This is a genomic window from Pantoea trifolii, from assembly GCF_024506435.1.
In the GTDB taxonomy this organism is placed as follows: domain Bacteria; phylum Pseudomonadota; class Gammaproteobacteria; order Enterobacterales; family Enterobacteriaceae; genus Pantoea; species Pantoea trifolii.
The window spans coordinates 3834413-3861345 of sequence record NZ_JANIET010000001.1; the positions used below are offsets into that span (position 1 = coordinate 3834413).

The following is a 26933-nucleotide window of genomic DNA, read 5'->3' on the forward strand; positions in this document are numbered from 1 at the left end:
GGTTATTTCGCTAAGGGGGCAACGAAGCGCGTGGTGACGAAGCTGCTGTAATCGCTATCCGCTTCTGGCACTTTGCCCTGCTCTTTCAGGAAGCCGGCAGTATCGACAATCGCCTTGTTCACCGGTTTGCTGAGCTGCTCCACCTGCTGCTGCGCGGTGAGATAGGTGTTGCCTTTCACCAGCACCGGCACATCCGCTTCGGGTACACCGCTCAGGCGCGCCAGCTTGCTCAGGTTGTCTGACTGCTTCAGCCATTGATCCGGATTGGCAATGTAAGCTTGCTGCGCTTCAACCGCGCTGCGGGCAAAGGCGGTGACGATTTCTGGGTGCTGCTGCGCGAAATCTTTACGCACCACCCACACATCAAGCGTTGGCGCGCCCCACTTGCCAACCTGCGAGGAATCCGTCAGCACATTGCCATCTTTCTCTAGCTCATTGACCGCCGGAGACCAGACGTAAGCACCGTCAATGTCACCACGTTTCCAGGCGGCAATAATCGCCGGTGGCTGCAGGTTGACTAAGGTCACTTGCGAAGGTTTGATGCCCCAATGTTTGAGCGCGGCGAGGAAGCTGTAGTGCGTAGTCGAGATGAACGGCACGGCGATGCGCTTGCCAATCAGGTCTTTAGGATCTTTGATGGTCTTCTTCACCACCAGCGCTTCGGAATTACCGAGCTGTGAGGCCAGCAGGAAAGCTTCAATCGGCAGCTTTTGCGTGGCGGCGACCGCCAGCGGGCTGGAACCGATATTACCAATCTGTACGTCGCCCGACGCCAGGGCACGCAACACGCTGGCTCCGCTATCAAATTTGCGCCAGTCGACGGTAGCACCACTCTCTTTGGCGAAGGTGTTATCCGCCTGCGCCACTTTGGCTGGTTCCGCCGAGGTCTGATACGCCACGGTAACGTTGACCGCTTGTGCCTGGAACGCCATCAGGGCCAGAGCCGCTGCGACCGCCGTTATTGTTTTTTTCATCGCCATCACCATTCACCCCAATGTGTTTTTGTCTGCGCAGTTTCTCCAGCAAGAGTAATTTCACAAAGGAATTAAAAATTATCCCTAATGACGATCGGTTCTTAGATCAACATTGGGCAAGGCTATGCAGAAAGTGCAAATGGAAAGAGAAGGGAAATCGGTAAATATGTCACGCGCTCACATGGCAGCTGTGATATTGATAGACATCTCATTTTTCACTTTTTACTTACGGTCTTGAATCCATGTCGATTGAGAAAGTCGCACACCTGGCTGGTGTGTCCAAAGCCACCGTTTCACGGGTTTTGAACCAGAATCCCGGCGTGCGCCCGGATACGCGCGCCAAAGTGCTGGCGGCCATCGACATCTGCGACTATCAACCCAACTTACTGGCGCGCCAGCTGCGCACCTCACAAAGCCATATGCTGTTAGTGCTGATTCCCGACATCACCAATCCGTTCTGCTCACGCGTGGTTCAGGGCATTGAAGCCGAAGCGGAAGCGCAGGGTTACCACATTCTGCTGTGTAACTCAGGATCGCAATTGCGACGCGAAGCGGCTTACATTGCTCTACTGAGTGGCAAAGTGGTCGATGGCGTGATCACCATGGATGCCGCCAGTACCCTGCAAGAGTTGAAAGAATTGATTGGCGATGCGCCCTGGGTTCAGTGTGCCGAATACGATCCGGCGATCGCCGCCTCAAGTGTGGCGATTGACAATGAAGAAGCGGCTTGCGAAACCGTGCGTTATCTGGCGAGCAAAGGCCGACGCCGCATTGCGCTGGTGAACTGTGATATGCGTTACCTCTATTCACATAAGCGTGAAGAGGGATATCGTGCGGCGCTGGAGCAGCTGGATCTCAGCTGGTGCGGTGTGGCCTACGCCGAGAATATCACCTGCGAAGCGGGCAGTGCGGCTTTGCGCGAACTGCTGACGCAGCCGGAACGGCCGGATGCGGTATTCGCGGTATCAGATGTGTTGGCGGTTGGCGTAATACACGCGGCGTTGGAGGCGGGCTTGCGCGTGCCGGAAGATTTAGCGGTGGTAGGATTTGATGGCATCAACTTTACCAGCAGTTTGAATCCACCGCTGACGACGATTGAGCAACCGATGAATCGCATGGGCGCGCGCAGCGTACAGCTGCTGGTCCAACGCATCCGCCAACCCAACTCGTCGGTGGTTCATGAAGTGTTGCCGTGGAAGCGCGTTGAACGCGCTTCCAGTTAACTCAGCGCCAAATCAGCAATACGCACGCGGCGGTGAGCAAGCCCATCGCCAGATTGAACATTTTCCACGCGCGCGGGCTGCGCAGCAGACGTCCAATCAGCGAGCCAAAGCCCATCCAGATCACCCCAGAAACCACGTTCACCATGAACATGCCGAGGCTAATGGCCAGCACCGAATGCAGATATTCGCTGCCTGCCAGGCTGAAGCTGGCCACTGCGCCGAGGGCCATGAGCCAGGCTTTCGGGTTGATCAGCTGCAGCAAGCCGCCTTGCCAGAACGGCATCTGCTTCACCGTCACATCATCGGTTTCCAGCTTTTCATACTCGGCGCTGGCGATTTTCCACGCCAGCCACAGCAGATAAAGGCTACCGGCAATCTTCAGAATCAGATGCAGCGAGGGATAAAGCAGGATGAGACCGCCGATGCCGAATGCCACCATCAGCAACATGACTTGCATACCAATCATGATACCAATGAGCAGCGGAATGGTGCGCAGGAAGCCAAAATTAGCACCCGAGGCGGTAAGTAACATATTATTGGGCCCGGGCGTGATGGCCGCGACCCAAAGAAAACCTAACATTGATAAAAAAAGACTCAGTTCCATGTATATTCGGGTGCTCCTCACCCAGTAAAGCGAACAACCCATCGAAGCTATCAGCGACTTATGCATCAGACAAGCCTTTACCCAAGCTATTTTGATCGCCCCAGCGGCGAGCGCTTTACCCCCCTGCGCGGATTCAGTAACGCGCATTTGCAAACACTGCTGCCGCGTATTCTGCGGCGCCGCGTCACGTTGCGTCCGCACTGGCAGCGTCTTGACCTTCCGGACGGCGATTTTGTCGATTTAGCGTGGAGCGAAGATCCGGCGCAGGCACGTCACAAGCCGCGCATGGTGATGTTTCACGGCCTGGAAGGCAACTTTCGCAGCCCGTATGCGCATGGCCTGATGCAGGCGTGTCAGGCGCGCGGCTGGCTGGCGGTGGTGATGCACTTTCGCGGCTGCAGCGGCGAGCCTAATCGCTTGAAGCGCATCTATCACTCCGGTGAAACCGAAGATGCCACCTACTTCCTTAACTGGCTGCAGCGTGAATGGGGCAGCGTGCCGACCGCTGCAGTCGGCGTTTCGCTGGGCGGCAACATGCTCGCTTGCCTGCTGGGTCAGCAAGGTCACGATGTGCCGATTGATGCCGGCATCGCCATCTCAGCGCCACTGGCACTGGAACCGTGCAGCGGCAAATTGGATGTTGGCTTTTCGCGCTTCTATCAGCACTATTTGCTGACGCGGCTAAAAAAGAACGCTACGCGCAAACTGCACGCCTGGCCCGGCACGCTGCCGGTCGATCTCAGCCAGTTACGCGCTTTCCGCCGCTTACGCGAATTCGATGATGCCATAACGGCACGTGCGCACGGTTTTATTGACGCCAGCGACTATTATCAACAAGCCAGCGCGATGCCGCTGCTCACTGGCGTGCGTAAACCGCTGCTGATCATTCATGCGCAAGATGATCCCTTTATGACTGATGCCGTGATCCCGCAACCTGACCAGCTGTCAGCCTCCATTCAGTATCAGCTGACGCAGCAAGGTGGCCACGTCGGCTTTGTCGGCGGCACCTTGCTTAAACCGAAAATGTGGCTGGAACAGCGCGTGCCCGACTGGCTCTCAACTTATCTGGATGTGTAATAGTGATTATTCCCTGGCAACAACTCGAAGCGGAGACGCTGGAAAATCTGATTGAAACCTTCGTGTTACGCGAAGGCACCGATTACGGCGAGCAGGAACGCAGTTTGCTGCAAAAAGTCGCCGACGTGCGCCGCCAGCTGGAGCGCGGCGACGTGGTGCTGGTGTGGTCGGAACTGCATGAATCGATCAATATTATGCCGAAGGGTGAATTTCGCGGCTGATGCACCCCGCGGCAATTCGTGGTAACAATGCTCATCGCCGGACTTCACAGGGAGCTCTGTTATGTCAGCCAGGCATCCAATTATTGCCGTCACCGGTTCCAGCGGCGCCGGAACCACCACCACCAGCCTCGCCTTCCGTAAGATTTTCCAGCAGCTGAACCTGCATGCGGCGGAACTCGAGGGCGACAGTTTCCATCGCTTCACGCGTCCGGAAATGGACATGGCGATCCGCAAAGCACGCGATCTCGGTCGCCACATCAGCTACTTCGGCCCGGAAGCCAATGATTTCGGTCTACTGGAGCAGACGTTCAAACATTACGGTCAAACCGGCCTCGGCGAATCACGCAAATATCTGCACACCTACGATGAAGCGGTGCCGTGGAATCAGGTACCGGGCACTTTCACGCCGTGGCAGCCGCTACCAGAAAACACCGATGTGCTGTTTTATGAAGGCTTGCACGGCGGCGTGGTCACGCAGCAGCAAAATGTGGCGGAGCATGTCGATCTGCTGGTTGGCGTGGTGCCGATTGTTAACCTTGAGTGGATTCAGAAGCTAGTGCGTGACACCGGCGAGCGCGGCCATTCACGCGAAGCAGTAATGGATTCGGTGGTACGTTCGATGGAGGATTACATTAACTTCATCACGCCGCAGTTCTCGCGCACCCACATTAACTTCCAGCGCGTGCCGACCGTTGATACCTCAAACCCGTTTGCCGCCCGCGAAATTCCCTCGCTCGACGAAAGCTTCGTGGTGATTCATTTCCGTGGCCTGGAAGGCATCGCGTTCCCCTATCTGCTGGCGATGATTCAGGGATCGTTTATTTCCCACATCAATACGCTGGTGGTGCCGGGCGGCAAAATGGGATTGGCGATGGAGCTGATTATGCTGCCGCTGGTACAGCGACTGATTGAAGGGAAGCGGATTGAATAGGTTTGGTGCGGGCGGTGAAAAGGGAGGCATGAATGCCTCCCCTTCGACCGATTACAACTCGACAACCTCATAGCTGTGGGTAATTTCCACGCCTTTACCCAGCATGATCGCCACCGAGCAATATTTTTCCGCCGACAGATCAACCGCGCGCGCAACCGCTTTATCGCTCAATGCTTTGCCGCTGACAATAAAATGCAGGTTGATAGTGGTAAAAATGCGTGGCGCTTCTTCACGGCGTTCTGAGGTGAGTTTCACTTCGCAATCGGCCACATCGCTGCGCCCTTTTTGCAGGATCGAAACCACATCAATGGCGCTACAGCCGCCTGCGGCCATCAGCACCATCTCCATTGGACTTGGCGCTTTGTCACCGGAATTACCGTCCATTAATACCTGATGGCCAGATGAGGATTCTCCGAGAAAGGTAAGACCTTCCACCCATTTCACTCGTGCCTGCATTATTCTCTCTCCTGAAGCGGCGGTTTTGCCGCCAGAGTACGCTTTCACCTGACAAACAGCAATCCAGAGTAATCCCCCTTGTGCTGAAGCGAGACAACACAAGACAGCTCGCAAAAGCTGTGCTACAAACAGTGCTGAAAATATTTTCGTCATCACAGACGAAGGCCGGAAGAATCAAAAGCGTAGCTTAAGAGTCCACCCGGAATAATTTTTCCTTTACTGGAAACGCTCGACGATTAAACCGCCTGACAGGGAAAAATGCCCCCTGTGTTTTGGGCACGATTACAACAGAGGATAATAGCGAATGGTTCTCGGCAAACCGCAAACAGACCCTACACTCGAATGGTTCCTGTCCCATTGCCATATTCACAAATATCCATCCAAAAGCACGCTCATCCATCAGGGTGAGAAAGCGGAAACGCTGTACTACATCGTAAAAGGTTCCGTAGCGGTACTGATTAAAGATGAAGAAGGCAAAGAGATGATTCTCTCCTACCTCAATCAGGGAGATTTCATCGGCGAACTCGGTCTTTTCGAAGAAGGCCAGGAACGTAGTGCCTGGGTACGTGCGAAGTCTGCCTGCGAAGTGGCTGAAATTTCATACAAAAAATTCCGTCAGCTGATTCAGGTAAACCCGGATATTTTAATGCGACTTTCGTCGCAAATGGCGCGTCGTCTGCAAGTCACATCTGAGAAAGTGGGCAACCTTGCCTTCCTCGATGTCACCGGACGTATCGCGCAAACGCTGCTAAATCTGGCCAAACAACCAGATGCGATGACTCACCCAGACGGGATGCAAATCAAAATCACCCGTCAGGAGATTGGTCAGATCGTGGGCTGCTCACGCGAAACCGTGGGTCGTATCCTGAAAATGCTGGAAGATCAGAACCTGATCTCCGCACACGGTAAAACCATCGTCGTTTACGGCACCCGCTAATTTCTTCTCACCCACGGCGTGATGGCAACATCGCGCCGTTTCTATTTGCGATGAGCTGATGTGGCGTCGAATCATCTATCATCCCGAAGTTAACTACGCGCTGCGGCAAACGCTGGTGCTGTGCCTGCCTGTGGCTCTCGGCTGGCTGTTTGGCGATCTGCAAAAAGGTCTGCTGTTCTCATTAGTGCCGGCCTGCTGCAACATGGCGGGTCTGGATACGCCGCACAAACGCTTCTTCAAACGCCTGATTGTGGGGGGTTCGCTGTTTGCCACCGGCAGTTTCCTGATGCAAATCCTCACCGCTTATCAGGTTCCGCTGCCGCTGATTTTGCTGGCGTTGCCGCTGCTGATTGGCGTGACCGGCGAAATCGGCCCGCTGCATGCACGATTGCTGCCCGCGACTTTGATTGCCGCTATTTTCACGCTCAGCCTGGTTGGACGCATGCCGATGTGGGTGCCGCCGCTGCTCTACATTGGCGGCACGCTATGGTACGGCTTATTCAACTGGTTCTGGTTCTGGCTGTGGAAAGAGCAGCCGATGCGCGAGTCGCTCAGCCTGCTGTTCCGCGAGCTGGCGGATTACTGCGATGCCAAATACACCTTACTGACGCAGCTGACCGATCCGGAAAAAGCGCTGCCACCGTTGCTGGCACGTCAGCAAAAGGCGGTCGATCTCATCACCACCTGCTACCAGCAAATGCATATGCTGTCGGCCAGTCGCGATAACAGCCACAAACGCCTGACGCGCGCTTTCCAGGTGGCGCTGGATTTACAGGAACACATCTCGGTGAGTTTGCATCAGCCGGAAGAGGTGCAGAAGCTGGTTGAAGAGAGCCACGCCGAAGCGGTGATTCGCTGGAACGCCAAAATCATCTCGGCGCGACTGCGCGTGCTGGCGGATGCAATTCTCTACCATCAGCTGCCAGACCGTTTTCATATGGAGAAACAGCTCGGCGCGTTGGAGAAAATTGCGCGCCAGCATCCGGATAACCCGGTCGGCAACTTCTGCCTGTATCACTTCAGCCGCATCGCCCGCGTGTTGCGTACGCAGAAGCCGCTCTACACGCGTGACCTGATGGCCGATCGCCAGCGCCGTTTGCCGCTGTTACCCGCGCTGCGCAGTTATCTGTCATTCAAATCCACCGCGTTACGCACCGCGGCACGCTTTGCCGTGATGCTGATGTTTGGCAGCGCGCTGGCGCTGTTCTTCAACATTCCCAAACCTTACTGGATTCTGATGACCATCATGTTCGTCAGCCAGAACGGTTACAGCGCGACGCGCGTGCGCATCCAGCACCGTGCGCTGGGCACTTTTGCCGGATTGCTGATCGCCGCCGCGTCGCTCCAGCTGGCGGTGCCGGAATCGATCACGCTGCTGTTTATGCTAGGGATCACGCTGGCGAGTTATCTGATCACGCGGAAATATTACGGCTGGTCGATGATTGGCTTCACCGTCACGGCGGTGTATTCGCTGCAGCTGCTGTCGCTCAACGGCGCACAGTTTCTGCTGCCGCGCATGATGGATACCTTGATGGGCTGTTTGATTGCCTTCGCCGGGATGATTTGGCTGTGGCCGCAGTGGCAAAGCGGACTGCTGCGCAAGAACGCGCACGATGCGCTGGAAGCCTATCAGGAAGCGCTGCGAATGCTGTTAGGCCCGGAACAGTCGCCGGAGAAACTGGCTTATCAGCGCATGAAGGTTAATCAGGCGCACAACGCGCTGTTCAACTCATTGAACCAGGCATCGAGCGAACCAGGCTTTAATCTGCAATACCTGAAAGATATGCGCATGTGGGTTACGCACAGTCAGTTCATCGTCGAGCATATTAACGCCATGACGATTCTGGCGCGTGAGCACACCATGTTGACGGCCAAGCTGGCGGAACGTTATCTGCAATCCTGTGAAATCGCGCTGCAGCGTTGTCAGCAGCGACTGGCGTATGATGGGCCGGGCAACGACAGCAATATTCTGGAAGCACCGGAGAATCTCAATGAAGGGCCGGTGACGATTGTCGAACAGCATGTGAAGCGGATTTTGCAGCACCTCAACGTGATGCACACCATCTCTTCGCTGGCGTGGAGCCAGCGACCGCATCATGGCCGCTGGCTCAAGGTGTTACGTCCGAAAGCGGATTAAGCGGCCAGCACCTTTTCAATCGCGCTGGCGAAACGCGTCATGCCTTCGGCGATATCGGTAGGTTCAATCACCAGCGACGGCACAAAACGGATCACGTCGGTACCGGCGGTGAGAATCATCAGCCCTTCCGCTGCAGAAGCGTTGAGGATGTCACGCGCTTTGCTGGCGAACTGCGGCTTCAGCGCGGCACCAATCAGCAGCCCTTTGCCACGAATCTCGCTGAAGATAGCGAATTTGCTGTCGATGGCTTGCAGCGCTTCAACGAACTGCTGACGACGTGCTTCAACGCCTTCCAGTACTTCTGGCGTGTTGATGATATCCAGCGCCGTTTCAGCGATGGCACAGGCCAGCGGATTGCCGCCGTAAGTGGTACCGTGAACGCCCGGCGCCATCACCGAGGCGATTTCGTTGGTAGTCAACATCGCGCTCACCGGGAAACCGCCGCCCAGCGCTTTCGCGCTGGTAATAATATCGGGCTTGATACCGTAATGCTCATACGCAAACAGTTTGCCGCTACGTCCCATACCGCTCTGCACTTCATCCAGCACCAGCAGCGCATTGTGTTCATCGCACAGCGCGCGCAGACCTTGCATAAACTCTGGCGTGGCCGGCATTACGCCGCCTTCGCCCTGAATCGGCTCGACCACGATGGCGCAGGTGTGATCATCAATCACCGCTTTTACCGCATTGAGATCGTTGAACGGCACATGCACGATATCCGCCGGTTTTGGACCGAAGCCATCGGAGTATTTCGGCTGGCCGCCAACCGACACGGTGAACAGCGTGCGGCCGTGGAAGGCGTTATGGAAGGCGATAATTTTGCTTTTGAACGGGCTGTGTTTTTTGCAGGCGTAATAACGCGCCAGCTTGAATGCTGCTTCGTTGGCTTCCGCACCGGAGTTACCGAAAAACACCCGATCGGCAAAGGTCGCGGCAATCAATTTACTCGCCAGACGCAGCGCTGGTTCGTTGGTGAACACGTTGCTGGTGTGCCACAAGGTTTCGCCCTGGGTTTTCAGCGTTTCCACCAGCGCCGGATGACAATGGCCCAATGCAGTCACCGCGATGCCGCCAGAGAAATCGATATACTCCTTGCCCTGCTGATCCCACACTCGGCTGCCTTTACCTTTTACCGGCACAAACTGCGCAGGTGCATAAACAGGCAAAATAACGTTATCGAACGTTTCCCGGGTTACCGCTAGTTTTTCCGCTGCCATTGACGACCTCATCGGGTTATTTGTTGAGCTGATGTGAAAATATAATCACAAAATATGCATAAAAAATCACACGAAGGCAAACATAAGTTACGCGTTGAGGAAATTAGCCAGCAGCTGATGCCCTTGCTCACTGAGGATGCTTTCCGGATGGAACTGCACGCCTTCCAGCGGCAAAGTGCGATGGCGGAAACCCATGATCTCATCCGGCTGGCCGTCGCGCAGGGTCCACGCGGTGACTTCAAACTCAGCGGGCAGCGTATCGCGCGCCACAATCAATGAGTGATAGCGCGTCACGGTCAGCGGATTATTCAGATCGCGAAACACACCTTGGTTGGTGTGCTGGATCAGGGAGGTTTTGCCATGCATCACCTGGCGCGCGCGCACCACCTGCGCGCCATAGGCTTGTGCAATCGCCTGATGCCCAAGGCAAACGCCGAGGATCGGCACGTGCCCGGCGAAATGGCGAATCGCCGCGAGCGAGATGCCAGACTGATCCGGCGTACACGGACCCGGCGAAATCACCAGATGCGTCAGCGGCAGCGCTTGCATCTCATCCAGCGTAATGGCGTCGTTACGCACCACGCGCACCTCCGCGCCCAGTTCGCAAAAGTACTGGTAGAGATTCCAGGTGAAGGAGTCGTAGTTATCGATTAGCAGCAGCATAGCGCCCTCAGGCCAGTAAAAGCGGCGCTATTCTACCTATTTTAGTTCGCCGGGCTCACCACTTTCGCAAACTGCGCGGTAAGCGGTGCCAGATCGCCGGCGACGCCCGCCGAGATCGCAGCGCGCCACGCATCGCGTTCGAGCGTTTCCCAGGAAAGCTGATAACCGGCATGCAGTGCCAACTGTTCGAAGAAGATGCGCTGCGCGCGGCCATTGCCGGCGCGGAACGGATGCAGCACGAAGATCTCACAGTAATAATGTGCGATACGCGCCACGAACGCTTCCTGCTCAAGGTCAGCCAGGCCGCGCTCTTCCTCCAGCGCCTGCATCAGCGTATTGCCTTCTTTCTCGATATATTCGCAATGACAATACGGCGTTTCATCGCGCCAGATATCGATGGTGCGCAATTCTCCTGCCCAGCTGTAGAGATCCTGAAACAGCGTGCGATGAATATGGCAAAGACGTGGCAAACCGATGCTGCGCTGGCCAAGTTCTACTGTCGCCAGGCGCGCGGCGCTGAACGCCAGTTCCGCTTTACGCAGTTGGGCTTCATCATGAATATCGAGGCGATTCTTCAACACATTGTCGTTGTGCCACAAATAGGGATCGCGTACTGCTAAGCTGTTATCCACCATATTGCCTCCTCAGCGACTCAAGTCGCTCCTCAGCATGTTCGGCATCGATAAGAGCTTCACTATAGGAATATCCGGCCAGTCGACAGCTGGATTGGTAGCTCGCAGCACGGCGCTGCTGCCACAAAGTGGCTTTCTGTTTCTCAGTGAGTTTGCTAGTCATAGCGCCTCCGGCAAGCAGTGAGCCCTAAGTATAAGCAGCAATTTTTTGCTTTGCCGGAGAGCAAATGGCGCGCCAGTGAAAAACGGCGCGTTTCAGAATTAAGGCAGGACTTTGGCGGAGAGGATAACAATCGGTTTTGACGGCACATTTTGGTACGGACCGACATCTTTAGTCGGGACCTGCGCAATCTTGTCGATCACATCCTGGCCTTTCACAACTTTACCAAACACCGCATAACCGAAATCACGCTGACCGTGATCGAGGAAGGCGTTGTCGGCTACGTTGAGGAAGAACTGGCTGGTGGCGCTATCTTTATCTGCGGTACGCGCCATCGAAATGGTGCCGCGCAGATTACGCAAGCCGTTGTCGGCTTCGTTCTTGATCGGCGCTACCGTTTGCTTCTGCTGCATATCGGTAGTGAAACCGCCGCCCTGAATCATAAAACCAGGGATCACGCGGTGGAAAATGGTGTTGTTGTAAAAACCATTGTTGACGTAATCAACGAAGTTTTTCACCGAAACCGGGGCTTTCTGGTTGTTAAGCTCGAGTTCAATATTGCCCGCAGAGGTGGTGAGCAGCACATGTGGATCCCCTTTTGCGGCAAGCGCGGCAGAAGATACAGAAGAGAGCGCTAACAGGGCAACCGCCGCTGTCAAAGTACGTTTAAGCATGAAAGATTCCTTACCATGGAGAGCTAGCTCAAAAACGAGATTGATTGTAAAGAGCATGTGATCCAAGAGCCAGCGTTTTACCGATATTTACGCGGATGTTGCTATTGTCATACTTTTGCCGCCACGCAATCATTTGCGTGACGAAAATCACACTCTCAATGAAATATTTCCGCCTTGTTACACTCGTTGTTTATTAAGATCACAGCAACACTTACAATTCATGACACTTTTTGCCAATCTCGGCGCTTAACAGGTTCAGAACATGACAAACCGTAATCGCATTGGCCTTACCTGGATTAGCTATTTCTCCTATGCGCTCACTGGCGCACTGGTGATTGTTACCGGTATGGTGCTGGACAATATCGCGCAGTATTTCCAGCGCCCTATTTCAGAAATGAGCAACACCTTCACATTCCTTAATGCGGGCATTTTAGTGTCGGTGTTCCTGAACGCCTGGCTGATGGTGATAGTGCCGTTGAAGCGCCAGCTGATCTTTGGTTTTGTGCTGATGATTCTCGCCGTTGCGGGTCTGATGACCAGCCACGATCTCACCGTTTTCTCGCTGTGCATGTTCATTCTCGGCGTGGTGAGCGGCATCACCATGTCGATCGGTACTTTCCTGATCACTCATCTGTACGATGGCCGTCAGCGTGGCGCACGTCTGCTGTTTACCGATTCGTTCTTCAGCATGGCGGGCACCATCTTCCCGATCATCGCCGGTATTCTGCTGGCGCGCGCGCTGCCGTGGTATTGGGTGTACGCCTGCATCGGTATCATTTATGTCGCCATCTTTGTGCTGACGCTGTTCATTGAGTTCCCGGTACTGAAAAGCGAAGCCGCTAAGCCAGGCGTTGAGAAAGAGAAATGGGGCATCGGCGTGCTGTTCCTGTCGATTGCGGCGCTGTGCTACATCCTCGGCCAGCTCGGCTTTATTTCATGGGTGCCCGAATACGCCACCAAATCGATGGGCATGGATATCGCCGCTGCCGGTCAGCTGGTGGGTAACTTCTGGACCGCGTACATGGTCGGCATGTGGGTGTTCAGCTTCGTGCTGCGCTTCTTCGATCTGCAACGCATCCTGATGGTGCTGGCCGCGCTGGCAACCGGTTTGATGTACTGGTTTGTCACCTCTAAAGACGCCAGCATGCTGCACTGGATCATCATGACGCTGGGCTTCAGCTCAAGCGCGATTTACACCACCATCATCACGCTGGGATCGCTGCAAACCAAGGTCTCTTCACCGAAGCTGGTGAACTTCATCCTGACCTGCGGCACCGTCGGCACCATGCTGACGTTCGTGGTGACCGGCCCAATCGTGGCACAAGGTGGCGCACATGCCGCGCTCTCTACCGCTAACGGTTTGTACGCCGTGGTGTTTGTGATGTGTGTTCTGCTCGGCTTTGTGACCAAACATCGCCAGCACGGCCACGTAACGCACTAAGTTTGATGGGCGGACCTCGGTCCGCCCTGCTCCTCAGCGTTTGAAGGTTACCGCTTCTTTTTCCGCTAAATAGATCTCGCTGCTGGCGGGCTGCGTCGCTGCCACCAACACGCCTTTACGCACTGAATAACGTACCGGCACCTGCCGCCGCACCGCATCAAATCCACTCTCCGCCGGCAGAATAATCAAACTGGCATCATTACCTGCCTCAATACCGTAATTCGCCAGCTGCATGGTCTTGGCGCTGTTCGTGGTGATCAGCTGCAAGCCATTATTAATCTGCTCGTAGCCCATCAACTGGCAAACATGCAATCCCATATGCAGCACCTGCAACATGCTGGCAGTGCCGAGCGGATACCAGGGATCGAACACATCATCGTGCCCGAAACAGACGTTGATGTTTGCTTCCAGCAGCTCTTTCACTCGCGTGATGCCACGACGTTTTGGATAGCTATCAAAGCGCCCTTGCAGATGGATATTCACCAGCGGATTGGCAACAAAGTTGATGTTAGAAAGCTTGAGCAGACGGAACAGCCGCGACGTATAGGCATTGTTGTAGGAGTGCATCGCCGTGGTATGACTGGCGGTGACGCGCTCACCGTTGCCATCACGGTGCGCCAGCGCCGCCACGGTTTCCACAAAGCGCGACTGCTCATCGTCGATCTCGTCGCAGTGCACATCCACCAGCCGATCGTAGCGATTAGCCAGCGCAAAGGTTTTATGCAGCGACTCCACGCCGTATTCGCGGGTGAATTCGTAGTGCGGAATCGCGCCCACCACATCCGCGCCCATGCGCAGCGCCTCTTCCAGCAACGCTTCACCGTTGGGATAAGAGAGAATGCCTTCCTGCGGAAACGCCACAATCTGGATATCGATCCACGGCGCCATTTCCGCTTTCACTTCCAGCATAGCCTTTAACGCGGTGAGCGTGGGATCGGAGACATCCACGTGAGTACGCACATGCTGAATACCGTTGGCAATTTGCCACTTCAAGGTCTGTTGCGCGCGCTGTTTCACATCGTCACGGCTCAACAACGCTTTGCGCTCCGCCCAGCGTTCGATGCCTTCAAACAGCGTGCCGGATTGGTTCCAGGCGGGTTCGCCGGCGGTTTGCGTGGTGTCGAGATGAATATGCGGCTCGATAAATGGCGCGCTCGCCAGTCCGCCCTGCGCATCCAGCGCGTCCGGCTGCGCTACGGTTTGCGGCGGCTGCGGGCGAATCTGCGCAATCTTGCCGTTATCGATTTCGATCTGCCACAAGCCCTGCTGGCCCGCTAAGCGCAGGTTGTTGATCCACTTCAGTGACGGGTTTGCCATGCCGTACTCCTGTTAAACGCAAAGCCTAAAGCTAGCATGAAAAAGGGAAACCAACGTAGGGTCGTTATTTATGGCGACCAGAACAATAACCAAACAAATAAGCCACTTAACTAATTCGTTCAAAATCAGCTATATACCTCAGAATAGGTATATAGGGGCGCGCTTGATGTACATCAATAAGCGTCAAAAGCGCCGCGTTAAGGTAGGCGCAGATACCGCAATTTTTGAGGCAAGCATGAGCAAGCACAGTGTCGTTATTATTGGCAACGGCATGGTCGGCCACCGCTTTATAGAAGAACTTATCGACAAAGATCAATCCAGTGAGTTTGCGATAACCGTCTTCTGTGAAGAGCCCCGCGTCGCCTATGACCGCGTCCACCTTTCCGCCTATTTTTCCCATCACACCGCCGAAGAACTCTCGCTGGTTCGCGAAGGTTATTATGAAAAGCATCAGGTTAATCTGCTACTCGGCGAACGCGCCATCACCATCAATCGCGATGAAAAACTGATTCACTCGAATACCGGTCGCGCGGTGCATTACGACACGCTGATTTTCGCCACCGGCTCTTATCCGTGGATTCCACCGATTAAAGGCGCGGAAGGCAGCGATTGCTATGTCTATCGCACCATTGAAGATCTCAACGCCATTGAAGCCTGTTCACGCCGCAGCAAACGCGGTGCGGTGATTGGCGGCGGCCTGTTAGGGCTGGAAGCGGCAGGTGCGCTGAAAAACCTCGGCGTCGAAACCCACGTCATTGAGTTCGCGCCGGTGCTGATGGCAGAACAGCTTGATCCTCAAGGCGGCGAGCAGCTGCGCCGTAAAATTGAGCAAATGGGCGTGCGCGTTCACACCGGCAAAAACACCCAGCAGATCGTCCATCACCCACACGGCGGCAAAACGCTGGAGTTTGCTGACGGCAGCGCGCTGGATGTCGATTTCATCGTCTTCTCGACCGGCATTCGCCCGCAGGACAAGCTGGCTAAACAGTGCGGCCTGCAGCTTGGCGCGCGCGGCGGCATCGCCATTGACGATCACTGCCAGACCAGCGATACAAACATCTTCGCCATCGGTGAATGTGCCGCCTGGCAGAACCGTGTTTATGGCTTAGTCGCGCCGGGCTACAAGATGGCGCAGGTCGCCAGCGACCGGTTGGTTGGTCGCGATAACGCGTTTGCCGGTGCGGATATGAGCGCCAAGCTGAAACTGCTGGGCGTTGATGTCGGTGGCATTGGTGATGCACATGGCCGCACGCCGGGCGCACGCAGCTTCGTATGGCTCGACGAACAGAAAAATATCTATAAGCGCCTGATTGTCAGCGAAGATAACCGCACGCTGCTCGGCGCGGTGCTGGTCGGTGACACCAGCGATTACGGCAATCTGCTGCAGCTGGCGCTGAATAACATTGCGCTACCGGAAAATCCGGCGTTGCTGATCTTGCCCGCGGGCAGCGGCGAGAAACCGGTGATGGGCGCTGATGCACTGCCGGACAGCGCGCAAATCTGCTCCTGCTTCGACGTCAGCAAAGGCGATATCGTTAAAGCGGTGCAAGGCGGTTGCCACACCGTCGCTGCACTGAAAACCGAAACCCGCGCCGGAACCGGCTGCGGCGGCTGTATTCCATTGATTACTCAGGTGCTGAACGCTGAACTGAGCCGTCAGGGCATCGAGGTCAACAATCATTTGTGCGCGCACTTCCCTTATTCGCGTCAGGAGTTGTATCACCTGATTCGCGTGGAAGAGATCACATCGTTCGACGCGTTGCTGGCTAAATATGGACAGGGCTACGGCTGCGAAGTGTGTAAACCGACGGTAGGTTCGCTGCTGGCTTCCTGCTGGAACGAATACGTGCTGAAGCCACAGCTCGCACCGCTGCAGGACAGCAACGACCTGTTCCTCGGCAATATCCAGAAAGATGGCACTTACTCGGTGATCCCGCGTTCGGCCGGCGGTGAAATCACGCCGGAAGGATTGATGGCGATTGGCGCCGTGGCGCGCCAGTACAATCTCTACACCAAGATCACCGGCTCGCAGCGTATTGGCCTGTTTGGTGCGCAGCGCGACGATCTGCCGGCTATCTGGACGCAGCTGATCGATGCCGGTTTTGAAACCGGACAAGCGTATGCCAAAGCGCTGCGCATGGCGAAAACCTGCGTCGGCAGCGTCTGGTGCCGCTTTGGCGTGGGCGACAGCCTCGGCTTCGGCATTGAGCTGGAGCATCGCTACAAAGGCATTCGCACCCCGCACAAGATGAAGTTTGGCGTCTCCGGCTGCACACGTGAATGCGCCGAAGCGCAGGGCAAAGACGTTGGCATCATCGCCACCGAGAAAGGCTGGAACCTGTATGTCTGCGGCAACGGCGGCATGAAGCCACGTCACGCCGATTTGCTGGCCGCCGATCTCGATCGCGATACGCTGCTGCGCTACCTCGATCGCTTCATGATGTTCTACATCCGCACCGGCGACCGCTTGCAGCGCACCTCGCTGTGGCTGGAAAGCATGGACGGCGGCATCGACTATCTGCGCAGCGTGATTATCGATGACAAACTCGGCCTGAATACACAGCTGGAAACCGAGCTGGCGCGTCTGCGCGCGGCGGTGGAATGTGAGTGGACCGCAACAGTACAAAACCCACAGCAGCAGTCGCACTTCAATACCTTTATCAACAGCGATCGGCGCGATCCGCTGGTACAGCATATCAACCAACGCGATCAGCATCGTCCGGCGCAACCCGCCGAGCGCATTGCGGTCACTCTGATTGAGGAGATCGACGCATGAGCCAGTGGCATTCAGTGTGTGAACTCAGCCAAATTCTGCCTGCGACCGGCGTATGCGCGCTGATCAACGGCCAGCAAATTGCTATCTTCCGTCCGCGTGACGATGAGCAACTCTACGCCTTAAGCAATATCGATCCTTTCGCCCAGGCCAGCGTGTTGTCTCGCGGCCTGATTGCGGAGCACCAGCAGGCGCTGTGGGTGGCAAGTCCACTGAAGAAACAGCGTTTCCGTTTGAGCGATGGCCTTTGTCTGGAAGACGAAGCGCGCTCAGTGGCGAGCTATCCGGTGCGCGTTAGCGATGGCAAGGTCGAGATCTGCGCCTGACAGCATTCCTTCACTTTATGAGACGTCACCATGTTTACTGACACCCTGAATAAATGCGCCGCCAACGCGGCGCGCATTGTGCGTACAGCACAGCACAGCCCGCTGGCCTTCTGGATCAGCTCGGCGATGGCGGGCGCTTACGTTGGCCTGGCGATTATCCTGATCTTCACGCTCGGCAATCTGGTCGATCCGGCTTATCGTCCGCTGCTGATGGGCGCGACCTTCGGTATCGCCTTAACGCTGGTGATCATCGCCGGTTCCGAGCTGTTTACTGGTCATACTATGTTTCTGACCATCGGCGTGAAAGCCGGCAGCATCAAGCAAGGCCAGATGTGGTGCGTGCTGCCGCAAACCTGGCTAGGTAATCTTGTCGGTTCAGTGTTGGTCGCGCTGATTTATTACTATGCGGCGGGTCCGCTGCTGCCAAATGCCGGATCGCTGCTGCACAGCGCGGCGCTGGCGAAAACCACGCAGCCAGCCATGGCGCTGTTCTTTAAAGGCGCGCTGTGTAACTGGCTGGTGTGTCTGGCGATTTGGATGGCGGTGCGTACCGAAGGCACGGCAAAGTTCATCGCCATCTGGTGGTGCTTGCTGGCATTCATCGCTTCCGGCTACGAACACTCGATTGCCAACATGACGGTCTTTGCGCTGTCGTGGTTTGGTCAGCATAATGCGGACTTCACAATGAGCGGCATCGGCCACAACTTGCTGTGGGTGACGTTGGGCAATATGTTCTCCGGCATGGTGCTGATGGGCCTCGGTTATTGGTACGCCACACCGCAGGCGCAGCGCCCGCAGGCCGAAGCGCAAGCCGCGCCGCTCAAAACGGCATAACACTTTTTTCAGCCCGCCTCGCGCGGGCTTTTTCAGGATGAGCTATGGAATACTTTCCGCTGTTTTGCCGCCTGCAAGGCAAACGCTGTTTGCTGGTGGGCGGTGGCGATGTGGCAGAACGCAAAGCGCGTTTGCTGCTGGACGCCGGTGCCGATTTGCAGGTTGGCGCGCTGGATTTCTCCCCCGCTTTTCAGCAGTGGGCACAACAGGGAAAGTTGACCTTATTACCCGGCGCGTTTGATGAGCGCTGGCTCGAAGAGTGCTGGCTGGTGATTGCCGCCACCGATGATGATGCGGTTAATCAGCAGGTTGGCGATGCGGCGGAGTTGCGTCGTATCTTCTGCAATCTGGTGGATGCACCGCAGGAAGCCAGCGCGATAATGCCATCGATTGTCGATCGTTCGCCGCTGATGATTGCCGTGTCGTCTGGCGGTCGCGCGCCGGTGCTGGCGCGTTTACTGCGCGAAAAACTCGAAGCGATGCTGCCACAACATCTTGGTGAGTTAGCGTCATTAGCCGGATCGCTGCGCAGTCGCGTCAAACGTACCTTTAACAGCATGGCGCAGCGGCGTGCTTTCTGGGAGCGCTTCTTCGTCAGCGATCGGCTGGCGCAAACCCTGGCGAATGGCGATCGGCCACACGCGGAACACATCGTCGAAACCCTGTTCGATGCGCCGCTGTCGCAGCAAGGCGAAGTGGTGCTGGTGGGCGCCGGGCCGGGCGATGCGGGGCTGCTGACGCTGAAAGGCTTGCAGCATATCCAGCAGGCCGATGTGGTGGTGTATGACCGCTTAGTCTCCGAGCCGATTCTCAATCTGGTCCGCCGCGATGCGGAGCGCGTCTTTGTCGGCAAACAAGCCGGCAATCACTGCGTACCGCAATCGCAGATCAACCAGGTTTTACTTGAGCAGGCGCAGAGCGGCAAGCGCGTAGTGCGACTAAAAGGCGGCGATCCCTTTATCTTCGGCCGCGGTGGTGAAGAGCTGGAACTGCTGGCGCAGCACCACATCCCTTTTAGCGTGGTGCCGGGTATTACGGCCGCCTCGGGCTGCTCCGCCTACAGCGGCATTCCGCTGACGCATCGCGACCACGCGCAGAGCGTGCGTTTCGTCACCGGTCATTTGCAGCAGCATGGCGAAATCGAGTGGCGCAAGCTGGCCGCAGAACAGCAAACGCTGGTGTTCTATATGGGGCTGGCACAGGCGCCGGAAATCCAGCAGCAGCTGTTACAGCACGGCATGGATGCCGCGATGCCGGTAGCGATTGTGCAGAATGGCACCACGCCGCAGCAGCGCGTGGAGACCGCAACGCTGGCGGAACTGGCCACGCTGGCGCAGCAGTTTGCCAGTCCGGCTCTGATTATTGTTGGTCGCGTAGTGGAACTGCGTTCACAGTTACGCTGGTTCTGACACGGCAAAAAACTGTACAGCGCTGCGCTTTGTCGCCAGACTACAGGCCATCTTTCTCATCAATAAGGAGTTTCCATGCGCGTTGCTTCACTGATTTGCGCGTTGTTATTGCCGTTGAGCGTGGTTGCTACCGCTGCACCCGTTACCTGGTCGAACGTGGTGGGTGAATGGCAAGTGGTGGCAGTAAAGCCAAAGAAGGAAATGGGTCAGATCTATATCAAGAATGATCCGCAGTTTATGGGCGCGCGCGTGGCGTTTAAGCCAAATGCGATAACCTGGACGCGCGGCACAGCCGAGCGCAGCATCAATCCTTCCGTCGATAACTGCAACGCTAAACCACGTCTTAGCGCCGCCAATGGCGCAGGCCAGGATCGTGATTTCACCTTCCGTTATGGCTTCAATGTGAGCTGTGGCAATCAGGCTTGGGGACCTGCGCCAGGCGCGGTGATCAGCGTGCTGGCTGACGGTAACGCCCGCTTGTTCTGGGATGGCGCGGAACTGGCGTTACATCGCATCAAATAAAAAACGGCGGGTCATGATGACCCACCGTTCTGTTCTATCCCGCTAGCCGCTTACGGCTGTGCGACAAAGCCTACCGCTTCGTACACTTTCTTCAGCGTTTCCTGCGCATGGGCGCGGGCTTTCGCTGCGCCATCACGCATCACCTGATTCAGCAGCTCTTCATCGTTACGAAAACGATGATAACGCTCCTGCAGTTCGGTCAGCATGCCTGAAACCGCTTCAGCCACTTCACCTTTCAGGTGGCCGTACATTTTGCCTTCGAACTCTTGCTCCAACTGCGCAATGCTTTTACCGGTCACGCCCGCGAGAATATCCAGCAGGTTAGAAACACCGGCTTTCTCTTTAACGTCGTAGCGCACCACTGGCGGCTCGGCGGAATCAGTCACCGCGCGTTTGATCTTCTTCACTACCGCTTTGGTGTCTTCCAGCAGACCAATCACGTTGTTACGGTTGTCGTCTGACTTGGACATTTTCTTGGTCGGCTCAAGCAGTGACATCACGCGTGCACCCGATTTCGGAATGAACGGTTCAGGCACTTTGAACACATCGCCGTACAGCGCATTAAAACGCTGGGCGATATCGCGGCTCAGCTCCAGATGCTGCTTCTGATCTTCGCCAACCGGCACCTGATTGGTTTGATACAGCAGGATATCGGCCGCCATCAGCACCGGATAATCAAACAGGCCGGCGGTGATGTTTTCCGAGTAGCGCGCGGATTTATCTTTGAACTGCGTCATGCGGCTCAGTTCGCCGAAATAGGCGTAACAGTTCAGCACCCAGCTCAGCTGCGCATGCTCTGGCACGTGCGACTGAACAAAGATGGTGCTTTTCGCCGGGTCGATGCCGCAGGCAAGATAGAGCGCTAAGGTATCCAGCGTAGCTTTACGCAGCGCGGTGGGATCCTGACGTACGGTGATGGCGTGCAGATCGACGATGCAGTAAATGCAGTGGAAATCATCCTGCATCTGCACCCACTGACGCAGCGCACCCATATAGTTGCCAATGGTCAGTTCACCGGAAGGCTGGGCGCCGCTGAAAACGATGGGTTTGCTCATGTTATGTCCTGATAATCACAGCCCGATAGCGGGCAAAAGTTCGTCAAAAGAGTCGAGAGTTAAATCGGGTTGGCTTGTCGCAATCGGCTCACCGTAGTTGTAGCCAAATGTCATACCGATGTTCGGTACGCCTGCCGCCTGGGCCGCGAGAATATCATTGCGGGAATCGCCGACAAACAGCAATTGTCCCGGAAGCACGCCAAAATGACCAAGGACGAGGAAAATGGCTGCCGGATGGGGCTTTTTCACAATCACGTCATCACCGCCGATAATCTGCGTGAAGTACTCGGCAATTCCGAGCGACTTCAACAGCGGCGCCACAAACGGCGTGGGCTTGTTGGTGACGATCGCCAGCGGTAGACCTTTCGCCTGCAAGGCCGCCAGCGTCTCCTTCACCTGCGGGAACAGCGTGCTGCCCGCTTCCACCGTTTGCGCGTAATACTTATCAAATAGCGCGCGTGCATCGCGTTGCTCTTCGGCATGCGGCTCGCGTCCCAGCGCCCAGGTCAGCGCGCGGGTCATCATCACGTCGGCGCCGTTACCAATCCAGGTCGAGGCCAATGCCAAACCCGGTGGCGGCAGCTGCAGATCGCTCAAGGCATGATCGATGGCTTGTGACAAACCGGGCGCGCTATCAACCAGCGTACCGTCGAGATCAAACGCCAGCGCGCGGATATCAGTGAAATGAGCCATTAACTTTCTCCAGTTCGCCACGCATCTCATCGATCACTTTTTTGTAATCCGGATGACCAAAGATCGCCGAACCGGCCACAAACATATCGGCACCGGCGGCAGCAATCTGGCCGATGTTATCGATCTTCACGCCGCCATCCACTTCCAGACGGATGTTGTAGCCACTCTCATCAATCAGGCGACGCGCCTGACGCAGTTTGTCGAGCGTACCAGGAATGAAGGATTGACCGCCGAAGCCTGGGTTCACCGACATCAGCAGAATGATATCCAGCTTATCCATTACATAGTCGAGGTAGTCGAGCGGCGTCGCAGGGTTGAATACCAGACCCGCTTTGCAGCCGTGCTCTTTGATCAGCTGCAGCGTGCGATCAACATGCTCGCTGGCTTCCGGGTGGAAAGTGATGAAGGTGGCGCCGGCTTTCGCGAATTCCGGGATCAATGCATCCACAGGTTTAACCATCAGATGCACATCAATAGGTGCAGTGATGCCGTAATCGCGCAGCGCTTTCAGCACCATCGGCCCCATCGTCAGATTGGGAACGTAGTGGTTATCCATCACATCGAAATGGACCACATCACCACCTGCCGCCAGCGCTTTGGCGGTGTCTTCACCCAAGCGCGCGAAGTCAGCAGCCAGAATTGAAGGGGCCAGTAAAAATTGTTTCATCCGATTCTCCCAATTTTGTGCGCCAGCCTGAGCTGGCGTAATGCCTTGGTCGCGGACGAAACAAGCTAGCGGAAAAGCGCCAGCAGTTCGTCGACTTGCGTGCGACCACTTATGCTTCGGCTGATGGAACGCCGGGCTTTGACTACGTGTAAATCCGCATTCTGATACCACTCACGCGTGAGCAGCGTATCGTGATTTGAAATCAGTACCGGGATGCGGTTTTGCTGCGCCAGCTTATTGGCCAGTTCCGCCAGATGCTGCTGCTCGCGCAGACTAAAACTGTTGGTGTGGTAAGCGGTAAAATTCGCTGTCGCCGAGAGCGGTGCATACGGCGGATCGCAATAAACCACTGAGCCTTCAACGGCGTTGTTCAGAGTAACATCGTACGATTCACAGACAAAGGTCGCTTTTTGCGCCCGTTCGGCAAACCATAATAGCTCCGCTTCCGGGAAGTACGGCTTGCGATAACGACCAAATGGCACGTTAAACTCACCGCGCAAATTGTAGCGGCACAGACCGTTATAACCGTGGCGATTGAGATACAGAAACAGCACCGCGCGCTGATATTCATCTTTGCTCGCATTAAAAGCGATGCGCTGCGCGTAGTAGGTTTCTGCCGTGTTGCCTTCAGCGTTGAAGAGCTGACGCGCGTCTTCTATGAAAGCCGCAGTTCGCGTTTTGACGATGTTATACAGATTGATGAGATCACCGTTGATGTCCGCCAGGTGATAGCGGTCATAATCGGTGTTGAGGAACACGGAACCGGCGCCGACAAAGGGTTCAATTAGACAATCACCTTGTGGCAAATGACGACGGATGTCATCAAGGAGCGGGTATTTTCCTCCGGCCCATTTCAGGAAAGCGCGATTTTTTTTCATGCTGTCGTGGTTATTACATCTTAATTATTGGCTGTGGTGAAACCGACAGCAGCTCTGCGCTTTAAACGGGGCCGCATGTTTACGGCCCCACATCAATTACTGACTTTCTTTCTTCACCTGGCTAAGCGGTTTTACCCATGGATTAGCTGCTCGTACTTCCGCTGGCAGCGATGCCACGGCGCGTTTCGCATCGGCTGGCGTGGCGTAAGCACCGCTCACTAACACATACCAAGGCTCGCCGTTACGCGTGGTTTTATACACGTGATAACCGCTCAGGTTCTGTTTTCTCGCCCAGGCGTTCAGGCTCTCTTCTTTCGACGCGCCACTTAACTGCAGCGTGTAGTTTCCGCCCGAAGGCAGCGATTTACTGGCACCGCTCGAACTGGCAGGTGCGGAATTACGCGTCGCGGTGGTGCGGGTGTTGTTCTCTTTCACGGGTGCCGGTTTAGTGGCGGCCGCTGTTTTGTGCGGCGTCGACGCGTGCGTCTCGCGTGTACCGCTGTTGCTGGTGCGCGCTGGGGTCTCTGAACGCATGGCTGGCGGCGTAATCGCTTTACCGTTGCCGCTGACCGTGGCCGGTGCGGTTGGCAACGAGCTATTACCCTGCGCGCCTTGTGCTGCGGCATCGACAGAACCTTGCTGATTGTTCAGCGCAGTATTGAGATCGCCCGGCAGCGTGACACGCTGCTGATTGGCTGGCGTATCCACAGGCGCAGCTTGCGTCGGCGTAGAGGAGACTGATGGCATCGAAATGGATTGGCCGTCGCTACTCGCTGGTGCAGCCGTGCCCGCTGTGTTTTGCGGTGCGCTGCCATCAGCAGAAGGCGTGGCGTTTTGCTGGCCGCTCATGGACGTCGATCCCGAAAGGTCGATATTCTTTTCGCTGCCACCGGCAGAAGGTGCCGCGCCGTTATTTGCGGTATTGTTTGCAGGTTTCTTCTCGTCTGGGCCGGTTAATGCTGAACCAATCCCCAGCACCACCAACAGCAGAACCAAAATACCAATGCCCATCATCATATGTTGACGAGAAACCGGTACTTTCACTTTCGGCGCAGAAGACGATTTGCGTGGCCGCGTCGGACGGCGGTCACTGGCGTCAGGTTTTAACTCGTCTTCCGGTTTGAACTCATCCATTTAGCCTCCTCCGTAAAACGACGCGCTTCCCACACGCCGCATCACCACTCACTTCTAATAATCAGGGTTTCTGGCAATCGTTGATTGCTGCCAGCACCATATCATGTGCCACACCGCCACGCACTTCAGAGCGGCCAATAGCGAGAGGCAGCACCAGACGCAGCTCGCCCGCCAGCACTTTCTTATCGCGCATCATGTGTGGCAAATAATCTTCCGCCGCCATGCTCGCTGGGCCATGTACAGGCAAACCAGCACGCAGTAGCAGCGCGATAATGCGATCGGTTTCAGCAGAGGTGAACTGCCCTAAACGTTCAGCGGTACGTGCGGCCATCACCATGCCAGCTGACACTGCTTCGCCGTGCAGCCAGTTGCCGTAGCCCATGTGTGCTTCAATCGCATGACCAAAAGTATGGCCCAGATTGAGCAGTGCACGTACGCCAGTTTCGCGTTCATCAGCCGCAACCACTTCTGCTTTCAACTCGCAGCAGCGACGGATGCAGTAAGCCAGGGCTGTTTCATCCAGCGCCAGCAGAGCATCAAGGTTCTGCTCCAGCCACTGGAAGAATTCGCCATCAAGGATAATGCCGTATTTGATCACTTCCGCCAGACCGGACGCTAATTCGCGCGGTGGCAGAGTGGCCAGGCAAAGGGTATCCACCACGACAGACGCGGGCTGATAAAACGCCCCAATCATGTTTTTGCCGAGTGGATGGTTAACCGCGGTTTTTCCACCGACGGAGGAGTCAACCTGAGACAACAACGTGGTCGGCACCTGAATAAAGCGCACGCCACGTTGATAGCTGGCCGCAGCAAAGCCGGTCAAGTCACCAATCACGCCACCACCCAGTGCAATCAACGTGGTATCACGACCGTGCGGCTTTTTCAGCAGCGCGGTGAATACCTCGTCCATCACCGCCAGCGTTTTGTACTGCTCACCATCAGGCAAAATGACCTGATCTACCTTAATGCCGGCATTGCTGAGCAGCGCTGACAGTGATTCAAGATAGATCGGCGCCAGTGTCTGGTTTGTCACCAGCATGGCATTGTCGCCTGCTTTGAGCGGCCAAAAAGAAGCCGGATCGTTAAACAGTCCGGCAGCGATGGTGATGGGGTAACTGCGATCCCCGAGTGAGACAGTGATCTTCTCCATGATGACCGATACCTATTGCTGAGCCCTCAGGGCGCTGGATTAGTTCTTTTCCAGCATGTTGATGATCTGATTGGCCACCACTTTTGCACTTTGATCGTCAGTGCGAATAGTGACATCAGCGATCTCTTCATAAAGCGGATTACGTTCACCTGCGAGCGCTTCCAGTACTTCACGCGGCGGTGATTCAACCTGCAACAGCGGACGCTTTTTATCACGCTGGGTTCGAGCAAGTTGCTTTTCGATGGTGGTTTCAAGGTATACGACCACACCGCGGGCGGAGAGACGATTACGGGTCTCGCGGGATTTGACTGAGCCGCCACCGGTCGCGAGGACAATGCCTTGCTTCTCGGTCAGCTCATTAATGATCTTTTCTTCACGATCGCGGAAGCCTTCTTCGCCTTCCACATCAAATACCCAGCCTACATCCGCTCCGGTGCGTCGCTCAATTTCCTGATCGGAATCGAAAAATTCCATATTGAGTTGCTGAGCCAACTGACGACCAATAGTGCTTTTGCCGGCACCCATCGGCCCAACCAGAAAGATATTGCGTTTCTCTGCCATTTTATCGGTATTACTAAGAATTCGTTGATGATACCCCGCGTTCAGCGTAGCTGGCGGGACAGGAACTGAGACCTCATGAGCGTTAACAAGAGTCAGACGGAAAATTATCTCAACACTCATGGCCGTTTGGCAACCGAATAAATTGCCCCCGGCGACCTCTTAACAGGACCGGTCTGTGGTTCGCGAGACGGTAACGCACCTCCGCTAATCCGCTATATTTCGTGCTACAGGCACGCTGGCCGGGGTCATCCACTGTAATCGCTTACC

The 26933-nt window shown here is 55.8% G+C and carries 28 protein-coding genes; 12 read left to right on the forward strand and 16 right to left on the reverse strand.

Annotated features, from left to right (window positions below; translation table 11 throughout):
- Nucleotides 1-2: 2 nt before the first annotated feature.
- Entirely contained in the window at nucleotides 3-980 is a 978-nt protein-coding gene (gene tauA / locus NQH49_RS17875) for a taurine ABC transporter substrate-binding protein (protein WP_256697644.1), read from the reverse strand.
- Nucleotides 981-1216: 236 nt separating this feature from the next.
- Between tauA and NQH49_RS17880 the strand changes: the two genes are divergently transcribed.
- On the forward strand, nucleotides 1217-2197 hold the full coding sequence (locus NQH49_RS17880; RefSeq protein ID WP_256697645.1) for a LacI family DNA-binding transcriptional regulator: 981 nt from the start codon (nucleotides 1217-1219) through the stop codon (nucleotides 2195-2197).
- Nucleotide 2198: 1 nt separating this feature from the next.
- Here NQH49_RS17880 and NQH49_RS17885 read toward each other — a convergent pair whose 3' ends face one another.
- Nucleotides 2199-2801, reverse strand: coding sequence for a LysE family translocator (locus NQH49_RS17885; RefSeq protein ID WP_008101822.1), 603 nt, complete (start codon nucleotides 2799-2801; stop codon nucleotides 2199-2201).
- 60 nt (nucleotides 2802-2861) lie between these two features.
- Here NQH49_RS17885 and NQH49_RS17890 point away from each other — a divergent pair, with 60 nt between their 5' ends.
- The 3 genes from NQH49_RS17890 (at nucleotide 2862) to NQH49_RS17900 (ending at nucleotide 5030) form a co-directional block, all read left to right on the forward strand.
- Entirely contained in the window at nucleotides 2862-3878 is a 1017-nt protein-coding gene (locus NQH49_RS17890; protein WP_256697646.1) for a hydrolase, read from the forward strand.
- A 2-nt stretch (nucleotides 3879-3880) separates the two neighbouring features.
- Nucleotides 3881-4099, forward strand: a complete 219-nt coding sequence (locus NQH49_RS17895; RefSeq protein ID WP_256697647.1) for a YheU family protein — start codon at nucleotides 3881-3883, stop codon at nucleotides 4097-4099.
- A gap of 61 nt (nucleotides 4100-4160) precedes the next feature.
- Nucleotides 4161-5030 (forward strand): phosphoribulokinase, encoded by an 870-nt coding sequence (locus tag NQH49_RS17900; RefSeq protein ID WP_008101816.1) that lies wholly within the window; start codon nucleotides 4161-4163, stop codon nucleotides 5028-5030.
- Between the two features lie 51 nt (nucleotides 5031-5081).
- On the opposite strand, the gene NQH49_RS17905 is transcribed toward NQH49_RS17900, so the two are convergent.
- On the reverse strand, nucleotides 5082-5486 hold the full coding sequence (locus NQH49_RS17905; protein ID WP_008101814.1) for an OsmC family protein: 405 nt from the start codon (nucleotides 5484-5486) through the stop codon (nucleotides 5082-5084).
- Between the two features lie 304 nt (nucleotides 5487-5790).
- Here NQH49_RS17905 and crp point away from each other — a divergent pair, with 304 nt between their 5' ends.
- Nucleotides 5791-6423: a cAMP-activated global transcriptional regulator CRP gene (gene crp, locus NQH49_RS17910; RefSeq protein ID WP_003852956.1), complete on the forward strand. Its 633-nt coding sequence runs from the start codon at nucleotides 5791-5793 to the stop codon at nucleotides 6421-6423.
- A 58-nt stretch (nucleotides 6424-6481) separates the two neighbouring features.
- Nucleotides 6482-8560, forward strand: a complete 2079-nt coding sequence (locus NQH49_RS17915; protein ID WP_256697648.1) for a YccS/YhfK family putative transporter — start codon at nucleotides 6482-6484, stop codon at nucleotides 8558-8560.
- Here NQH49_RS17915 and argD read toward each other — a convergent pair.
- The 5 genes from argD to ppiA form a co-directional block, all read right to left on the reverse strand.
- On the reverse strand, nucleotides 8557-9777 hold the full coding sequence (gene argD, locus NQH49_RS17920; RefSeq protein ID WP_256697649.1) for a bifunctional acetylornithine/succinyldiaminopimelate transaminase: 1221 nt from the start codon (nucleotides 9775-9777) through the stop codon (nucleotides 8557-8559). The two genes, NQH49_RS17915 and argD, sit on opposite strands and share 4 nt — an antisense overlap.
- A gap of 87 nt (nucleotides 9778-9864) precedes the next feature.
- Nucleotides 9865-10440 carry an aminodeoxychorismate synthase component II gene (locus NQH49_RS17925; RefSeq protein ID WP_256697650.1) on the reverse strand — a complete coding sequence of 192 codons (576 nt, stop codon included), beginning with the start codon at nucleotides 10438-10440 and terminating at the stop codon, nucleotides 9865-9867.
- A gap of 41 nt (nucleotides 10441-10481) precedes the next feature.
- Nucleotides 10482-11075, reverse strand: coding sequence for a putative adenosine monophosphate-protein transferase Fic (locus NQH49_RS17930; RefSeq protein WP_256697651.1), 594 nt, complete (start codon nucleotides 11073-11075; stop codon nucleotides 10482-10484).
- Nucleotides 11065-11235 (reverse strand): YhfG family protein, encoded by a 171-nt coding sequence (locus NQH49_RS17935; protein ID WP_256697652.1) that lies wholly within the window; start codon nucleotides 11233-11235, stop codon nucleotides 11065-11067. Before NQH49_RS17935 ends, NQH49_RS17930 begins: the two co-directional genes overlap by 11 nt.
- Nucleotides 11236-11333: 98 nt before the next feature.
- Nucleotides 11334-11906 carry a peptidylprolyl isomerase A gene (gene ppiA, locus NQH49_RS17940; protein WP_008101803.1) on the reverse strand — a complete coding sequence of 191 codons (573 nt, stop codon included), beginning with the start codon at nucleotides 11904-11906 and terminating at the stop codon, nucleotides 11334-11336.
- A gap of 262 nt (nucleotides 11907-12168) precedes the next feature.
- On the opposite strand from ppiA, the gene tsgA reads away from it, so the two are divergent.
- The gene (gene tsgA, locus NQH49_RS17945; protein WP_008101801.1) at nucleotides 12169-13347 is read left to right on the forward strand and encodes an MFS transporter TsgA; all 1179 of its coding nucleotides are present in this window, start codon (nucleotides 12169-12171) and stop codon (nucleotides 13345-13347) included.
- Nucleotides 13348-13380: 33 nt separating this feature from the next.
- Here tsgA and NQH49_RS17950 read toward each other — a convergent pair whose 3' ends face one another.
- Entirely contained in the window at nucleotides 13381-14664 is a 1284-nt protein-coding gene (locus tag NQH49_RS17950; RefSeq protein WP_256697653.1) for a cytosine deaminase, read from the reverse strand.
- Between the two features lie 235 nt (nucleotides 14665-14899).
- On the opposite strand from NQH49_RS17950, the gene nirB reads away from it, so the two are divergent.
- The 5 genes from nirB (at nucleotide 14900) to NQH49_RS17975 (ending at nucleotide 20528) form a co-directional block, all read left to right on the forward strand.
- Complete coding sequence (nirB, locus tag NQH49_RS17955) at nucleotides 14900-17440, forward strand: nitrite reductase large subunit NirB (RefSeq protein ID WP_256697655.1); 2541 nt, start codon at nucleotides 14900-14902, stop codon at nucleotides 17438-17440.
- On the forward strand, nucleotides 17437-17763 hold the full coding sequence (nirD, locus tag NQH49_RS17960) for a nitrite reductase small subunit NirD (RefSeq protein ID WP_256697656.1): 327 nt from the start codon (nucleotides 17437-17439) through the stop codon (nucleotides 17761-17763). The genes nirB and nirD overlap by 4 nt, the downstream gene beginning before the upstream one ends.
- 30 nt (nucleotides 17764-17793) lie before the next feature.
- The gene (gene nirC, locus NQH49_RS17965) at nucleotides 17794-18597 is read left to right on the forward strand and encodes a nitrite transporter NirC (protein WP_256697657.1); all 804 of its coding nucleotides are present in this window, start codon (nucleotides 17794-17796) and stop codon (nucleotides 18595-18597) included.
- Nucleotides 18598-18641: 44 nt separating this feature from the next.
- A complete protein-coding gene (gene cysG / locus NQH49_RS17970) occupies nucleotides 18642-20006 on the forward strand; it encodes a siroheme synthase CysG (RefSeq protein WP_256697658.1) in 1365 nt (454 codons plus the stop codon).
- Between the two features lie 75 nt (nucleotides 20007-20081).
- Nucleotides 20082-20528 (forward strand): hypothetical protein, encoded by a 447-nt coding sequence (locus NQH49_RS17975; protein WP_256697659.1) that lies wholly within the window; start codon nucleotides 20082-20084, stop codon nucleotides 20526-20528.
- Between the two features lie 50 nt (nucleotides 20529-20578).
- Here NQH49_RS17975 and trpS read toward each other — a convergent pair whose 3' ends face one another.
- The 7 genes from trpS to aroK form a co-directional block, all read right to left on the reverse strand.
- On the reverse strand, nucleotides 20579-21583 hold the full coding sequence (gene trpS, locus NQH49_RS17980) for a tryptophan--tRNA ligase (RefSeq protein WP_154194058.1): 1005 nt from the start codon (nucleotides 21581-21583) through the stop codon (nucleotides 20579-20581).
- A gap of 15 nt (nucleotides 21584-21598) precedes the next feature.
- A complete protein-coding gene (locus NQH49_RS17985) occupies nucleotides 21599-22276 on the reverse strand; it encodes a phosphoglycolate phosphatase (protein WP_061719727.1) in 678 nt (225 codons plus the stop codon).
- Nucleotides 22260-22943: a ribulose-phosphate 3-epimerase gene (gene rpe / locus NQH49_RS17990; protein ID WP_008107883.1), complete on the reverse strand. Its 684-nt coding sequence runs from the start codon at nucleotides 22941-22943 to the stop codon at nucleotides 22260-22262. The genes NQH49_RS17985 and rpe overlap by 17 nt, the downstream gene beginning before the upstream one ends.
- 65 nt (nucleotides 22944-23008) lie before the next feature.
- A complete protein-coding gene (gene dam, locus NQH49_RS17995; RefSeq protein ID WP_008107884.1) occupies nucleotides 23009-23821 on the reverse strand; it encodes an adenine-specific DNA-methyltransferase in 813 nt (270 codons plus the stop codon).
- Nucleotides 23822-23917: 96 nt separating this feature from the next.
- Nucleotides 23918-24955, reverse strand: coding sequence for an SPOR domain-containing protein (locus NQH49_RS18000; RefSeq protein ID WP_256697660.1), 1038 nt, complete (start codon nucleotides 24953-24955; stop codon nucleotides 23918-23920).
- Between the two features lie 61 nt (nucleotides 24956-25016).
- A complete protein-coding gene (aroB, locus tag NQH49_RS18005) occupies nucleotides 25017-26105 on the reverse strand; it encodes a 3-dehydroquinate synthase (protein WP_256697662.1) in 1089 nt (362 codons plus the stop codon).
- Between the two features lie 39 nt (nucleotides 26106-26144).
- On the reverse strand, nucleotides 26145-26666 hold the full coding sequence (aroK, locus tag NQH49_RS18010; protein ID WP_008107887.1) for a shikimate kinase AroK: 522 nt from the start codon (nucleotides 26664-26666) through the stop codon (nucleotides 26145-26147).
- Nucleotides 26667-26933 lie beyond the last annotated feature (267 nt).